Annotated in this window: 11 protein-coding genes; 5 read left to right on the top strand and 6 right to left on the bottom strand. The window is 45.5% G+C overall.

Going from position 1 to position 15,656, the window contains the following annotated elements; all coding sequences use genetic code 11:
* Positions 1 to 142: 142 nt before the first annotated feature.
* Positions 143 to 1,090, top strand: coding sequence for a tryptophan 2,3-dioxygenase family protein (locus tag POW22_RS01355; protein ID WP_272830628.1), 948 nt, complete (start codon positions 143 to 145; stop codon positions 1,088 to 1,090).
* Between the two features lie 116 nt (positions 1,091 to 1,206).
* The gene (locus tag POW22_RS01350) at positions 1,207 to 3,474 is read left to right on the top strand and encodes a S41 family peptidase (protein ID WP_272830627.1); all 2,268 of its coding nucleotides are present in this window, start codon (positions 1,207 to 1,209) and stop codon (positions 3,472 to 3,474) included.
* Between the two features lie 30 nt (positions 3,475 to 3,504).
* Here the strand turns inward: POW22_RS01350 and fdhF are convergent, their stop codons facing one another.
* The 6 genes from fdhF to POW22_RS01320 all read right to left on the bottom strand — a co-directional run bounded on the left by fdhF (position 3,505) and on the right by POW22_RS01320 (position 11,500).
* The gene (gene fdhF, locus POW22_RS01345; RefSeq protein WP_272830625.1) at positions 3,505 to 6,237 is read right to left on the bottom strand and encodes a formate dehydrogenase subunit alpha; all 2,733 of its coding nucleotides are present in this window, start codon (positions 6,235 to 6,237) and stop codon (positions 3,505 to 3,507) included.
* A gap of 3 nt (positions 6,238 to 6,240) precedes the next feature.
* On the bottom strand, positions 6,241 to 7,893 hold the full coding sequence (locus POW22_RS01340) for an NADH-ubiquinone oxidoreductase-F iron-sulfur binding region domain-containing protein (protein ID WP_272830623.1): 1,653 nt from the start codon (positions 7,891 to 7,893) through the stop codon (positions 6,241 to 6,243).
* 3 nt (positions 7,894 to 7,896) lie between these two features.
* Positions 7,897 to 8,724 carry a formate dehydrogenase accessory sulfurtransferase FdhD gene (gene fdhD, locus POW22_RS01335; RefSeq protein ID WP_272830622.1) on the bottom strand — a complete coding sequence of 276 codons (828 nt, stop codon included), beginning with the start codon at positions 8,722 to 8,724 and terminating at the stop codon, positions 7,897 to 7,899.
* Positions 8,725 to 8,819: 95 nt separating this feature from the next.
* Positions 8,820 to 10,487 (bottom strand): formate--tetrahydrofolate ligase, encoded by a 1,668-nt coding sequence (locus POW22_RS01330; RefSeq protein ID WP_272830620.1) that lies wholly within the window; start codon positions 10,485 to 10,487, stop codon positions 8,820 to 8,822.
* Between the two features lie 101 nt (positions 10,488 to 10,588).
* The gene (gene mobA, locus POW22_RS01325; RefSeq protein ID WP_272830617.1) at positions 10,589 to 11,161 is read right to left on the bottom strand and encodes a molybdenum cofactor guanylyltransferase; all 573 of its coding nucleotides are present in this window, start codon (positions 11,159 to 11,161) and stop codon (positions 10,589 to 10,591) included.
* Entirely contained in the window at positions 11,162 to 11,500 is a 339-nt protein-coding gene (locus POW22_RS01320) for a winged helix-turn-helix domain-containing protein (protein WP_272830616.1), read from the bottom strand.
* Between the two features lie 624 nt (positions 11,501 to 12,124).
* On the opposite strand from POW22_RS01320, the gene POW22_RS01315 reads away from it, so the two are divergent.
* The 3 genes from POW22_RS01315 to POW22_RS01305 all read left to right on the top strand — a co-directional run bounded on the left by POW22_RS01315 (position 12,125) and on the right by POW22_RS01305 (position 15,415).
* Entirely contained in the window at positions 12,125 to 12,274 is a 150-nt protein-coding gene (locus POW22_RS01315) for a hypothetical protein (RefSeq protein ID WP_272830614.1), read from the top strand.
* Positions 12,275 to 12,445: 171 nt separating this feature from the next.
* Positions 12,446 to 14,221 (top strand): ABC transporter ATP-binding protein, encoded by a 1,776-nt coding sequence (locus POW22_RS01310; protein WP_272830613.1) that lies wholly within the window; start codon positions 12,446 to 12,448, stop codon positions 14,219 to 14,221.
* Positions 14,222 to 14,647: 426 nt separating this feature from the next.
* Complete coding sequence (locus POW22_RS01305) at positions 14,648 to 15,415, top strand: T9SS type A sorting domain-containing protein (RefSeq protein ID WP_272830611.1); 768 nt, start codon at positions 14,648 to 14,650, stop codon at positions 15,413 to 15,415.
* The last annotated feature ends 241 nt before the right edge of the window (positions 15,416 to 15,656 follow it).

Here is a 15,656-nt window from a genome sequence, read left to right as displayed (position 1 = left end):
AATCTGAATAAAAATTTAGACCGAGGTGTATCGTTTGTATCGAAACATAAAATCTCCCTTTTCATAGTCTTCTCTTCCCCTTGCGGATACACTCCGCCTATGAATACGTCTTTTTTATTCACTCCACCTAAACCAAACAATTATGACCCGAGAAGAACTAGTGGCGGCCATAGTAGCCAAATACGAAGCCGTTGGTCAAAATCCAGATGTGCATTTGTCTGGACTCCTGCACGCAGAATCCATCAATTATTGGGACTATATTCAGCTAGATGCTCTTTTGGGACTGCAAATTAAACGCACCCAACAACCCGATGAGATGGTATTTATCATGTACCATCAGATAAACGAACTGCTCTTTAAGATGATCCTTTGGGAGATGGACCAGATCTCTTTTACGGACGATATTGCTCCAGAAAAGTTCACCACGCACCTGATGCGGATCAGCCGTTATTTTGATATGTTGTCCAATTCCTTTCACATTATGAGTGAGGGTATGGAGCTGGAACAATACATGAAGTTTCGGGATACCTTAACTCCCGCTAGCGGATTCCAATCGGTTCAATACAGAAAAATAGAGATCGCCTCCACAGAGCTCATCAACCTAATCGATTACAGACACAGAGAGACCATAGACCGGGAGACTCCGTATTTGCACGCTTTTAATCATATGTATTGGCAAGTGGCTGGGAAGAACCATAAAACGGGGAAACCTACCATGCTTATGAAGAATTTTGAGAGTCGCTACAAGGAAGAGCTCATTGCTTGGATGAAACGCTATAATGAGGTCAACTTGTGGACCAAGTTCAAGGCCTTGCCAGAATCGTATCAGCAAAATACCGCCTTGATCAATGCCATGCGTCATTATGATCACACCGTGAACATCAAATGGGTAATGCATCATTACAATACCGCAGCCCAATATTTAGACTCCGGCAAAGGCAGCTCAGAGGCCACGGGAGGTAGCGATTGGCATAAGTATATGCATCCCAAATACCAGCGTAGAATTTTCTTCCCAGAACTTTGGAGTCAAGAAGAGTTAGACCATTGGGGGGTGAATAATTTGGAGGTGTATACGACTTTGAAGGAGTAGGTTTAAACAAGGTGGGCTTTTAACAAAACCTTTCAATCTTTAGTTAAACCTAGCCTAAAAGCGTTTGAGGCTGAATCTTTTTTTGCAATCTTTAAAAAAAGCAATCAACTTCAACGATGAAAAAAACACTACTTCTTTTAGTCTTTAGCCTCTGTTATTCGCTTGGTTTTGGACAATCTCAACAACAGCAATTTCAAAATATGGAGACCTTTGCCAAGCTTTACGGCTATGTGAAGTATTTCCACCCTACGGATGAGGCCTACACCATGGATTGGGACAAATTTGCCATTTATGGATCCCAAGAAGTGATCAAATGCAAAAACCAAAAAGAGCTACACGCCACTTTAAAACGATTGTTTATGCCTATGGCTCCGAGCTTGCAGTTGGCTAGTTCAGAAAGTCTTTTAACGGAGATAGATCAGAGCTGTAAAATGACCTACTGGCAGCATTTAGGACTAGGTTATGATGCGACCTCCGGAGGTAGCGTTTACCAAAGTTCCCGTGTAGGAGCGATGATGAATCAGGCTTCTCAAGGCGGAAACAATCAGTTTGCGAATTTAATGACCTCTCTTGATGCCAAAGATCTAGCTAACAAGTATGTGAAAATGACCGCTCAGGTTAAATCCATTGCTGGGAATGTTGGAGAAGGTCGTTTGTGGCTTCGCGAGGATAAACGAAGCGGAGGAATGGGCTTCTTTGACAATATGGCTGGCCGTCCGGTAACACAAACAGCGTGGGAAACCTATACTATTGAAGGACAGTTGGGTGAGGAGCCAGATCGTTTGGTTCTGGGATGCTTACTCATAGGTTCCGGAGCAATTGCTGTGGACGATTTTAAACTGTACTTCCGCGATTCAGAAGGTCAAGATTGGACAGAATTTGACCTGCACAATGCCTCCTTTGAGAGCAGTGTCATAGACGATACTTCGGGAGTGAACAACAAATGGTCCACCTATGGCCAAGGCTATAATTTTGACCTTAACAGCGCAGATATTGCAGAGGGATCACAGGCGGTGCTTATTCAGGGTGAACAAAAAGCAAAACAGGTAAAAGGGCGTACCATTTTCTCTACGGCTCCAGATCGCGGAGCGAGTTATACGGCTATGATTGGAAAGGATATATACGTACGCGTGCCTTTAACGGTTTGTATTGATGGAGATAGAAAGACCTATCCAAAAGGCGATGCTGCTGCTCTTAAAGCACTCAAAGATGCCGTAGCGGCTACAGGGGTTGATGCTAATAATCTAGAGACTCGTTTGGGGAATGTGGTGAATACGTACAATATCTTTCAGCACTTCTTCCCGTATTTTGATCAAACAGGGGTGGATTGGTACGCGGCTTTTACAACAGCTTTAAATAAATCGTTCTCAGATAAAACTGCTAAGGATCACATCCAAACAGTGAAGGAATTTACCGCTCAACTCAAAGACGGCCACGTACGCGTAAACGCTGCAAGCAGCGCTGAAAACTTCGCTCCAGAATTTGTTTGGGAAGTGGTGGAAGGGCAATTGGTCATCACCAAATTGTTGGACCCAGATTTGCCTTTAAAGGTGGGTGATGTTGTTACTTCGGTTAACGGCCAAAAGACTGCCGATTACTTGGCAGACACCTACAAAGGCATCTCTTTTGGAACTGATGGCTGGAGAGATTATCGCGCCAAAACAGAGACCCTGAGAGGTGAAAAAGGAAGTACGCTTGCCTTAGTGCTTAAAGATGGCAGATCAGTTTCCGTAACGCGCAGCATGGATATGTACAGCAATTATGAGCTGTTTGAAACAGAAAAGCAACCTCATAAAAAGGTGGGCAAGAACTCCTACTACGTCAATTTAGATGTAATGACTATGGATAGTATCAATGCTTTGATGCCTAAGTTGGAACAAGCTAGCGGATTGATCTTTGACCTCAGAGGTTATCCCAAAGGAAATCACGAGCTGATCTCGCACCTGCTCAAAGACAATGATTACAACAAGTGGATGTATATTCCAGAATATATTTATCCAGATCAGAAGGATCGCGAGTTTCGCGCTAGCGGATGGAATATGTCAACTAAGAAGCCTTATTTAGGCGACAAGAAAGTGGTCTTTCTCATTGATGGAAGCGCCATTAGCTATGCCGAGAGTTATATGGGCTTTATTAAAGGATATAAGCTAGCAACCATTGTGGGACAACCTACAGCAGGAGCCAACGGTAACGTGAACCGCTCCAGACTTCCAGGAGGAATCACAATTAGTTGGACCGGCATGCGGGTGCTCAAGCACAACGGAGATCAGCATCATGCCGTTGGGGTGCAACCGGATGTTTTTGTGACCCGAACGGTTCAAGGCATACAAGCAGGTCGCGATGAATTCATGGACAAGGCCATGGAGATCATCGGAGAAAAGTAAAAAAGAAAAGCGCCCAAACGGGCGCTTTTTTTATTTGTCTTGCAAGAGGCTTTTGAACTTGCCTTTTGATTTTCTGATTCGCACGGCTACCACTTTGTATTCCGGGCACATGGCTTCAGAATCGTGAACGTCTCCAGTGATGTTGTTGATCATAATATCCGGAAAGTGGAAGGTTGTACTCAAGATTCCCGGTTTCACCTCGTCAGTTATTCGGGCTTTGACATCAACTTTGCCTCGCGGCGATTCTATACAAACAAAATCTCCGTCCTTGATCAAATGACTCGCAGCATCTTCTGGATTGATCATTAAATAATCACTCTTTAAGATCTGCTCATTAGCCGTTCTTCTGGTCATCGCCCCACAGTTGTAATGCTCTAATTCGCGATTGGTGGTCAAGATATACGGGAAGTCTTTCCCGTGTTGAGTAATCTCTTGAGTCTCTTCCCACGGATGGAATTCAAAATAGCCCAGTCCACGTTTAAACTCTTCTTGGTGTAAGATCTGCGTATCGGTACCGTCTGGTGCCACCGGCCACTGCAGCCCGTTATGACCCAAACGGTCCCATTTGATTCCTGCAAAGAAAGGCACGATCTGAGAGATCTCCTCCAGCATGCCATCCGGCGTATAATCGGGTTGCTTATAACCCATGCGGTTCATAATATCAACAATGATCTGACCGTCAGGTTTGGTTCCTTCAATCGGCTTCACCACTTGGCGCACCGCTTGCACACGGCGTTCTCCGTTGGTAAAAGTCCCGCTCTTTTCTAAGAAGGAGGAGCCGGGCAGAATCACATCAGCTTGTTTGGCCGTCTCAGTCATGAAGAGTTCCTGTACGATCACAAGATCGGTCGCATTGAGTGCTTTGATCACTTTCTGCGTATTCGGATCGGTCTGCACCACATCTTCTCCAATGATCCAAATGGCTTTGAGTTTGCCATCTAAAGCAGCGTCAAACATCTCTGGGATCTTATACCCAATATGCAAAGGCAGTTCCGAGCCGTAAAATTCGTTGTAGCGTTTATTGATCTCCGGATTGGTCACATCCAGATAGCCAGCACCTTGGTGCGGTTGCACGCCCATGTCGGCGCTTCCCTGAACGTTGTTTTGTCCACGTAGCGGATTCACTCCAACACCACGTCGACCAATATTACCCGTCAACATAGCTAAGTCGGCGATCTGCATCACAGTAAAAGTTCCTTGAGAGTGTTCCGTCACACCCAGACCGTGGAAGGACATGGCATTAGGCGCAGTTGCATAAGCAATTGCGGCAGCTCTTACTTGTTCTCTCGGCACACCAGAAACGGCTTCTAATTTGTCAATATCAATGGCCATGAGTTCTTTAATAAAGTCTTCATAGCCTTCGGTACGGTTCTTAATAAAAATATCGTCCACCAAGCCTTCATCAATGATATAATACATCATCATATTGAGTACGGCCACATTGGTTCCCGGTCTCAGTGCCAAGTGGTGATCGGCATAACGCGCAATTTCCGTTCGGCGCGGATCGATCACAATAGTGACATTGTCTTGCTTCATGGCAAACTGCTTGAGCTTGGCTCCGGTCACTGGATGCGCATCCGTAGGATTCGCTCCAATAACCATGATGCAATTGGTGAATTGCAGGTCTTCTATAGAATTGGTGGCAGCTCCGGTTCCAAAGGTGCGTTGCATCCCCAAAGCGGTAGGCGAGTGGCACACGCGCGCACATCCGTCAATATTGTTGGTCTGTAGTACAGCTCTAAAGAACTTTTGCATCAAATAATTCTCCTCATTGGTACAACGAGAAGAAGAAATTCCGGCCATGCTGTCTGGCCCGTAGGTATCTTTATAATGGTTGAATTTGTCCGTGATATAGTTGTAAGCTTCATCCCAACTCACCTTTTCAAATTCGCCATTGTGCTTGATCATCGGGGAGTCCAAGCGCTCCGGATGGTCATAAAATTTGAAGGCAAAGCGCCCTTTAAGGCAAGTGTGTCCTTGATTTACTTCTGCATCATAGGGTGCAGTTATGCTCAAGATCTCACCGGAGTTTGTAGCTACATCCAGGTTACATCCAACACCGCAATAGGTACAAACGGTGCGTGTAGTTTCTGTGGCTTGAATGGCTTTGGATTGGAACACATCAGAGATCGCTGAAGTAGGGCAGGCCTGAGAACAGGCGCCGCAACTCACACAATCAGAATCCATAAAACTCTGATCCAAACCTTTAATGATATGGGCATCAAAACCACGCCCGGCCATGCTGAGCACAAATTCGCCCTGAACTTCATCACAGGCGCGAACGCAGCGGTAGCAGTTGATACACTTGCTAAAATCTGAGGTCATATACGGATGGCTCAGGTCTTTGGTTTTGTGCAAATGATTGTCTCCCGCGGGATAGCGTACATCGCGAATCCCTACTTGAGCTGCAACGGTCTGAAGCTCGCAATTCCCATTGACCTCACAGGTCAAACAATCTAAAGGGTGATCGGTCAAGACCAATTCAATAATGTTCTTTCTGAGCTTTTGAACACTGGCTGTTGAAGTATAGATGTATTGTCCTTCACTGACCGGCGTATGGCAAGAAGCCATGGTCTTTACAGGGCCACCTTCTTCCAAAGCAACTTCTACGGAACAAACACGGCAAGCACCAAAAGGATCTAAATTGGGCGCATCACAAAGCGTAGGTACCAAGTTGTCGTCTTTATGGCGGCGCACAAAAGAGAGCATGGTTTCTCCCGGCTCAAAGGTGTAGGCGATATCGTTAATATAGGCTGTCTTCATAGCTTAACTGAAGTAATTTTTTAATTCGTCATCAAAGTGCTGCACAATGTTTCTGATCGGTAGGGGAATTCCCCCACCATGAGCGCACAATGACCCTTGCTCCAAAGTGGTCAAAAGGTCTTGAAACAATTCCCGGTCAATGGTCTCTCTGCCCTGAATGGCTTTGGAGGCCAATTCGTGACCGCGTTTGGTGCCCAAACGGCACGGAAAGCACTTTCCGCAGCTCTCATAAGAGGCAAAGTCGAAAAGGTGCTCTATGTAATTGATCATCGGATAATCCTCTGGAATACTCACTACTGAGGCATGTCCCAAAAGAAAACCGTGTTCTTTAAAGGATTCAAAATCTAAGGTGAGTTCACTCAGCTTTTCTACTGGAACAACGCCTCCTAAAGGTCCTCCAATTTGAACAGCTTTTACTGCTTCCTTAAAGCCTCCACCCAAGTCTTCAATTACGGTCTTCATGGGTGTTCCCATGACCACCTCATACATGCCTGGCTTGTTGAAATAACTGTCCAAACACACTAGTTTAGTTCCTGAGGATTTTTCTGTTCCTATGTCCTTCCACGCTTCACCACCTTCACTAATGATGTAGTGCAAAGCCGCAAGGGTCTCTACATTGTTGACTACCGTCGGGCGATTAAAGAGTCCGCGTTGTGCGGGATAAGGAGGTCGTACGCGCACTTCTGGGCGCTGGCCTTCTATAGAGTTGATTAGTGCTGTTTCCTCTCCGCAGATATAAGAACCCTGCGCTTGAATGATCTTAAACTCAAAATCGAATCCGGAGTTCCCAATATTGCTGCCCACCAGACCTCGATCTTTAAGGGCATCTATGGCTTGCTGCACAATTTCAACAGCTTCTGGATATTCCGCACGTATGTACAAAATTCCATGATTGGCTCCAGTCACATAACCGCTTACCAACATTCCAAAGAGCACCGAATGTGGTCGTTCTTCGAGTAAATATCGATCTGAATAAGCTCCAGGATCACCTTCATCGGCATTACAAATGATAAACTTTACAGGGCCTTCCGCATTGCGACAAAACTCCAATTTGAGGCCCATAGGGAATCCCGCTCCACCACGGCCACGCACGTTTGAGGTTTTGATCTCTTCCAAAACATCAGCAGAATCTTGAGCCAAAACGGCCAACCAAGGTTCGTAATAAGTGTCCACATCGGTGAAGTCTGCCGTTAGAATGGCATCATGACTCGCGGCCACATTATAGCGGTCGCTGTGATGCTCACCGTCACCACTTACAATCTTATCCAGCGCATCAATCGCTCCTCCGGAGTAATTATGTCCCTTATAATGAAAGGCCGAATTCTCGTGGCATCTGCCCAAACAGCACATATGCCCAATTTGATCTTCAGTGAATTGTTTTTTCAGCTCTTTAATAACTCCCGGTTGTGTTCCCGCGCATTCGCATGCGGTCCCGTTACAGACGTAAACCTGTTTGCCTTTGTTATCGGGTTTCAGAAAATCGTAAAAGGTGGCCGTACCGTAAGTATTGGCTTTCCCGATCAGGAATTCATCAGCCAAGAGGGCCAAAGCTTCCTCGTCCGGGGTTCCGGCGGGCTGCGCCAAATTTCCCAGCTTGTCAAAGAGGTTTTCCTGCAGGCCTTTTCTGCCTAAAAGTTCACTTAAATTTTCTGACATGGGTTAACTCGCTTTAATATTGTTTAGTGGTTTATTTTTTATGCGCTGCGGATGTGAATAACAAGTTGCACGTCCGTTGCGGCAGAATCCCATCAAGGTAATGCCCAATTCTTTGGCGTAATCCACCGCCAAGGAAGAAGGGGCAGAAACGGCAGCCAAAAAGGGAATTCCGGCTTTAAATGCTTTTATACTGATCTCATAAGAGATACGACCGCTCACCGTCATGGCTTTTGCGGCTTTGAGCTGTCCTTGCTGCAGTAAATGGCCAATGACTTTATCTACGGCATTGTGTCTCCCAATATCTTCCGCAGCAACCAAAATGGCGCCAGAAGCGTCAAAGGCAGCGGCTGCGTGGGTGCCTCCGGATTGTTTAAAATCAAACTGCTGCTGATTCATTTTAGCAAACATGGCACTAAAGGCCGGGCCATCAAAAGTGATGGGTTCGTCCAGCGTCTTGCCGAGGAAGCCTTGTTCTGACAGTTCTGTCTTTCCGCAAATTCCGCAAGAGGAAACAGACAATAAGGAACGTGAGTTGGAATAGCCCACTCCGAGTTTATCCTCTGGAATTTCCAGATCTACCACAGTGACAATGCCGTCCTCGTTCTCTTTGTGCAGCACCACCTTAGGATGGAAGCTTGTATCATTGATCACAGCTTCGCTGTGGAGCATCCCGCGAATCAAGGCCTTATCATCACCAGGAGTTCGCATAGATAGGGTAAAAGGCTTGCCATTGATGTTGATCTGCAAAGCTTCTTCTACCGTCAATGCATCCACCACGCGCTCGGCCTGTTGGTGGTCAAATTTCTTGCCTTGATAGTTTCGGGTTGCCATGATTTTAGAGCTCTAATAAAACGCAGAAAATCAAACGTTTACTAAATATACGGGTTTTTCAAAATTAGATCAGTTGTATTACTTTCAGTCAGCTGTTAAAATAGCCCGCTGATGTTTCCTTCGTTATCAATGTCAATGTTTTCTGATGCAGGATGCGCAGGTAGCCCTGGCATACGCATCATATCTCCTGTTATTGGCACTAAAAATCCAGCGCCAGCGGCGATCTCAATTTCACGGACCGTTAGGGTAAATCCGCTCGGTCGTCCAATTTGCTTGGGATCGTCAGAGAGTGATTTTTGAGTTTTGGCAATACAAACCGGTAGCCCTTCTAATCCCAGATCTGCGATGGTGCGCAGGTTCTTTTTGGCCTTGGCCGCGTATTCCACATCGGCAGCGCCGTAGATTTTGGTAGCAATGGCCTTTATCTTATCCATCACAGGCATGTCCCAACTGTACATGGGCGTAAAATTCGCCTCGTTCTCTTCAATGATATCTACTACTTGTTGTGCTAGATCCATTGCACCTTTTCCGCCTTTAGCCCAAACTTCTGCCAAAGAAACCCGCACGTTCTTGTTTGCCGCAAATTCTTTGATGCAAGCGATCTCAGCATCACTGTCTGATACAAAACGATTGATAGAAATGATCGGAGTAATGCCAAACTGCATCACGTTTTCCAAGTGTTTTTCAAGGTTCGGCAATCCGTTCTTTAAGGCATCAACATTCTCTTCCGTAAGATTCTTTAGATCGGCTCCGCCGTGATACTTCAACGCGCGAATCGTCGTGGTGATCACTACTGCTTTAGGAGAAATTCCCGCACTTTGACATTTAATGTCTAGGAACTTCTCCGCACCGAGATCTGCGCCAAAACCAGCTTCGGTCACGGTATAATCGGCTAGGGACATTCCCATCTTTGTGGCCAGCACAGAGTTGGTTCCTTGGGCTATATTGGCAAAAGGTCCGCCGTGTATGATGGCCGGATTCCCTTCAATAGTCTGCACTAAATTGGGCTTTACCGCTTCTTTCAGTAGGGCCGCCATAGCGCCCTGAACTTTGAGGTCACGGGCATAAATAGGCTCTTTTTGAAAGGTATAGCCCACAAAAATATTCCCCAAACGGCGTTTGAGATCTTCCATATCAGCTGCCAAACACAAGATCGCCATGATCTCAGAGGCTGCGGTAATGTCAAAACCAGTTTGTCTTGGAACCCCAGAAGTGGTTCCGCCCAAGCCAATCACAATGTTGCGCAGTGAGCGGTCATTCATATCCATAACCCGTTTCCAAACTACGGTGCGCGCATCAATACCCAAAGAGTTGGTCTTGCTTTGAATATTGTTGTCAATAACGGCGGCCAAGAGGTTGTGCGCCTTTTCAATAGCCGCGAAATCTCCTGTAAAGTGCAGGTTGATGTCCTCCATAGGAAGGACCTGAGAATAGCCTCCACCCGTGGCGCCACCTTTGATCCCAAAGACAGGTCCTAAACTTGGTTCGCGCAATACAACAATGGCTTTCTTACCAATTTGATGCAGTCCTTCTGAAAGTCCAATGGACATGGTGGTCTTCCCTTCACCAGCTGGTGTTGGTGAGACGGCTGTTACCAAGATCAGCTTGCTTTGCGCTGCTTTTTCTGGGTTAATAATACTGTGTGGTAGTTTGGCTTTGTGTTTACCGTAGAGTTCAATGTCGTCGGGGCTGAGGCCCAACTTTCCCGCAATGTCGCTGATGTGTTGCAGCGTACATTGCTTGGCAATGTCAAGATCCGTCATGTGCAGTTTAGTTAGTTCAGATTCTACAAAACCAGAGAACGATTCCGGCCTTGTAGGATATGAAGATAGCAAAATTTTATATTCAAAAGGGTGAAATCCCGCTAGGAGTCGAGCTTTAGCAAGGATTTATAGTCTTCTGGTGTGTTGATGTTGCGCAATTTGGAAGCCTGAGCTCCAGTAATTTCCAAGGTCTTTGGATTACAAGCACTAACGGCAGGTTGTAGCTTTAAGCGCCCGTTTTTAATGGCCTTTTCAAATATTGGAAGGCAATTTTGGTGATAACAACCCACCAAAGGATGCGCGTCTTTTGCGGTTTGGGCGTGTATGGCTTTTAGCTGCGGATGGATACTATTTATTAAAGATTCCATAATCTCTGAATCTACTAATGGTGCATCACAACTCAACACTAGGTTCCATGGAGTTTCAGAACGATGCAATCCGGAGTACAAACCACCAAGAGCTCCAGAGTCTGGAATAAGATCAGGAACCACTTCCAAGCCAAATTCGGCATAGCTCGGTTTGTTTCCGCAGAGATAAACAGTCTCACAGAACGGCTGTATTTGGGCAATGATTCGCGCTAAAAAGGTCTGGCCCTTATAGTCCAAAAAGGCTTTGTCAGCACCCATGCGTTTGCTGTTTCCACCACAGAGAATTATGCCGTTTAGAGGAGTCATTTATGCGGGAGGGAGTTGTTTGCTGAGTTGATCCAAAAGCTTATCGCATTCACTGCGGATGTGATTGAAGCTGGCCACAATTTGGGTTCCCGCTTCTGTAAGTTGTGCGCCGCCTCCGTCTTTTCCGCCGACAGAAGTGACCACCAAGGGTGTCGCGGCCGTTGTGTTCATCTCGTCCAATAAGCGCCAGGCTTTTTTATAGGAAAGGGAGATGCTTTTTGCTGCGGCCGAAAGTGATCCTGTGGCTTCAATAGCCGCTAAAAGTTGCACTCTGCCGTGCCCCAAAAGCGTTTGTCCGTCCTTCTCTATCCAAATGCGCGATTTAATTTCTAAGCTCATGCATTAAAGTTCGTAATTTCTGATCATTTGAGGTAAAGTTTTGTAAAAACGATAAGCTTGATAAGGATTTACCCGTCTGTAAATCAAAAAGTTCACCTTTGAATTGTAATAGAAATACAGTCTCATGTATTTGGTTATAGTAAGCATGGAAAGCTGCAGAGAAGTCTGCAGCTTTCTTTTTCTTCCATAATGTTTTTCTATTATCGAGATGACATTAAATTATTGCCTTCCGCTTCCACGGCTACTCCGTTCAAAAGCCCACTGGGCTTTTGGTTTTTTCAAAACTTCACTGCGCAATTTTTCCCATTGCGGCAAAAAGTAGCCTTTTCTTTCAAGGACAAGTCCTTTCACCTCTTTCTGATACTTTTTCCATCGATGATTACTGAAGGATTAATGTCCAGTGGACATTATGACTGAAGTACCTCCAAAAAATCTAGTCGCGATAAAGTTGCATTCGCCGCTCAAGCGGCAAACCCTTCGGTTTTTCTGAGTCGCAGGTCGCTCTGCGCCCATTTTGCGACATCGAACCAAAAAACCTCAGTTGCAACGGGAATTGCGACGGATAATAAATTATTTAGAAAACGCGACTCCGACTGAGTCTCGTGAAAATCAAGCCAGCAGCGGTTGGGAAAAAGATGTGTGGAATCGGTGCGAGGCGATGCCGAGAGAGTACTCCACACAGCTGTGGCTGCGGTTGGCGTAGATTTTAGAGATGAAGGAGCGTCGCTAGACCTTTTTGGTCCTTTTTACGGCAATGGTAAAAAGGACATATAGAAAAGAAAAATTAAAAGGTGCACGGTACTCACCTCGATAACCAGACTGATCTTTGCTCATTACAGACGGTAAAGGGACGGGTAAAAAGGAAAAGAAGAAAACATGACTATTTGTCCTTAAAATCAAAAAGGCTTGACTTTTGACTAACTTGAGGAGTAGAAAACATCCCATATGGCAAGTAAAGCATTGCAACTCGATAAGATCAAAAGCGATAAGCGCAAAAAGGTTACCATAGTACAGGCATTTAAAACCATCATTTGGCCCCGAAGGAATTTAGTCTTTGTGGGTTTGGTATTGATTGTTTTGAGTCGATTGGCTGGATTGGTGCTTCCGCTGCAGAGTAAAACCCTGCTGGATGAAGTGGTTCCCAGCAACGACCTCGGGCAGCTTTGGACGCTTTTGGCCATAGTTCTCGGAGCTATTGTGGTTCAAGCAACCACCTCCTTTTTACTCACGCGAATCTTGAGTGTACAGGCGCAGTATCTGATCTCAGAACTGCGGGCTCAGGTGCAGAAAAAGGTTCTTTCCTTGCCCATCAGCTTTTTTGACAACACAAAATCCGGAGCTCTGGTAAGCCGAATTATGAGTGATGTAGAAGGTGTTCGGAATCTCATTGGTACTGGCTTGGTGCAATTGGTTGGTGGAACCTTTACGGCCATTATTTCCCTGGTCTTATTGATCAATATGAATGCCCTAATGACGGCCTTTGTGTTTATACCCGTGGCGATTTTTGGCTTTGTGGCCTTAAAGGCCTTTAAGTACATCCGTCCGATATTTAGAAAACGCGGTGTGATCAATGCAGAGGTTACCGGGCGCTTGACAGAGACCCTCTCTGGAATACGCGTGATTAAAGGATTTAATGCAGAAGATCAGGAGAATAAATCCTTTGAAGAAGGGGTGGAGCGCCTCTTTCAAAATGTAAAGAAGAGCTTGACGGCCACAGCGCTGATGACCAGTTCGTCTACCTTTTTGTTGGGCTTAGCCTCTACAGGAATCATGGGAATTGGCGGCTATTTTATGATGGGTGGTACTATGACCACAGGTGAATTCTTGTCTTTTACTCTGCTGCTTGGATTCATGATCGCTCCTATAGTGCAGATGAGTAATATTGGAAGCCAACTCACCGAAGCTCTAGCCGGTTTGGACCGTACCCAAGAACTTATGAATATGGAGCCCGAACAAGATGACAGATTACGACCGGAACGTTTAGACGCTCTTGAAGGAGAACTGCGTTTTGACAAAGTAAACTTCGCCTATGAAGAAGGCAAGGCTGTACTACACGATATTGACTTTAATGCACCTAAAGGCAGCGTAACGGCCCTAGTAGGGAGTTCGGGTTCTGGAAAGTCTACTATAGCTGGTTTGGCTGCGAGTTTTCTCACTCCAGAAAGCGGAACCGTTTGGGTAGATGGCAAAGATCTCAGCAAAGTCAATTTGAACAGTTACAGACAGCATTTAGGGGTTGTTTTACAGGACGATTTTCTCTTTGAAGGTACCATTAGAGAGAACATTCTTTTTCCAAGACCGAACGCCTCCGAAGAACAACTTTTAGCTGCAGTGAAAGCGGCTTATGTCAACGAATTTACAGACCGTTTTGAAGACGGTTTGGACACCTTAATTGGAGAGCGCGGAGTCAAGCTTTCTGGCGGACAACGCCAGCGTATTGCCATTGCCAGAGCTATCTTGGCAGATCCTAAAGTGATCATTTTGGATGAAGCGACTTCTAACTTAGATACCGAGAGTGAAGCCCTCATTCAAAAGTCCTTGGCCGCTTTGGTTAAAGACCGAACGACCTTTGTAATTGCCCACCGCTTGAGCACCATTCGTCAAGCAGATCAAATTCTGGTCATTGAAAACGGCCGCATTGCCGAACGCGGAGATCATGATGACTTGTTAGAGAAGAAAGGGAGATACTTTGACCTTTATACTTACCAAGCAAGGATTTAGCCTTGCGGGCATCGAGTGGTGACATAGAATCGGCCTGCTGCTAGCGCAGGTGCTTCACTCAAACATCCACTGGATGTTTGGTTTCTATGAAACTTCGTTCAGCAATGTATCGAGATGACATTTAAAAGCAGTCTTCTCTTTCAAGGACAAGTCCTTGCACCTCTTTCTCACACTTTTTTCCATTGATGAAAAAAGTGTACAAAAAAATCTAGTCGCGATAAAGTTGCATTCGCCGCTCAAGCGGCAAACCCTTCGGTTTTTCTGAGTCGCAGGTCGCTCTGCGCCCATTTTGCGACATCGAACCAAAAAACCTGAGTTGCAACAGGAATCGCGACGTAAAAGAAACACTTTAAGATATATTTAAACTAAAGGCGAGGCTATTCCGCTATCTTTGAATAACTACTTATAAACCTTAATCAAATACCTATGAAAAAACTCTACGCTGTAATTGCACTTTTTGTTTGTGGTTTGACCTACGGGCAGATCGTTAACCCAACAAGTGCAACGACTACCTTTAACCCAGATTTTGGAACCGATCTAACCCGTACTTATGACGGAACTGGACTGTTCTCTTTCCCATCCGTGACGTCAGAACACGATGATACTTCACCAACCAACAGTTTTGTGGCTTTAGAAGTTGCAGGAACCATTGACTTTGATCTGGGAGGTACTTTTGATATTGATGGAATTGCTTTTTGGAACCAAAATGCAGGAGGACCATCTACTGACGTTGGTGTAAACGGAGTAACCTTTTATTCTTCTACAGACGGGGTAACCTATGTGGAGATCCCGGGAGCTCCAACGGCATTTAATGAAGTGTTTACGGCTCCTGCGCCACCAGAAGTGCGCGTATTCCCAGCCGTTACTGCTTCCTTCATTCGTATGGAAGTGACCAGTAATCACGGAGGAACTGGAAGCGGTTTTGCAGAGATCGCCTTTGCTGCAGGAGTACTTTCTGTACAAGATTTTGAACTAAACGCTGGTATCCAAGCCTATCCAAACCCAGCCAACAACGTAATCTCCCTTGCGGGACTTAGCGAGGCGAAGGAGTTTGTGATCTACAACGTGCTTGGAGCACAAGTGAAGTCTGGGGTTGCGAATAACAATCAGCCTATTCAGATTGATGAGTTGACTCCAGGGATGTATTTCCTTAAGATAGATTCTGGGAATACTGTTAAGTTTATCAAACAATAATATTATTCACTTTTTGTGATGAAAACCCCCGCGCTGAAAGGCGCGGGGGTTTTGTTTTTTATTGAATTAAAATGCGACTTCGATTGAGTCTTGCGAAAATAGTATCGAGATGACATTTAAGAGATTGCCCTCCGCTTACGCGGCTACTCCGTTCAAAAGCCCACTGGGCTTTTGGTTTTTTCAAAACATCACTTCGCAATTTTTCCCATCGCGGCAAAAAGTAGCCTTACGGTCATCGAGC

It is taken from the genome of Gilvibacter sediminis (assembly GCF_028561565.1).
Taxonomy (GTDB): domain Bacteria; phylum Bacteroidota; class Bacteroidia; order Flavobacteriales; family Flavobacteriaceae; genus Gilvibacter; species Gilvibacter sediminis.
The sequence above is the reverse complement of the archived record's forward strand: the minus strand, read 5'-3'. Positions and strand labels throughout refer to the sequence as shown.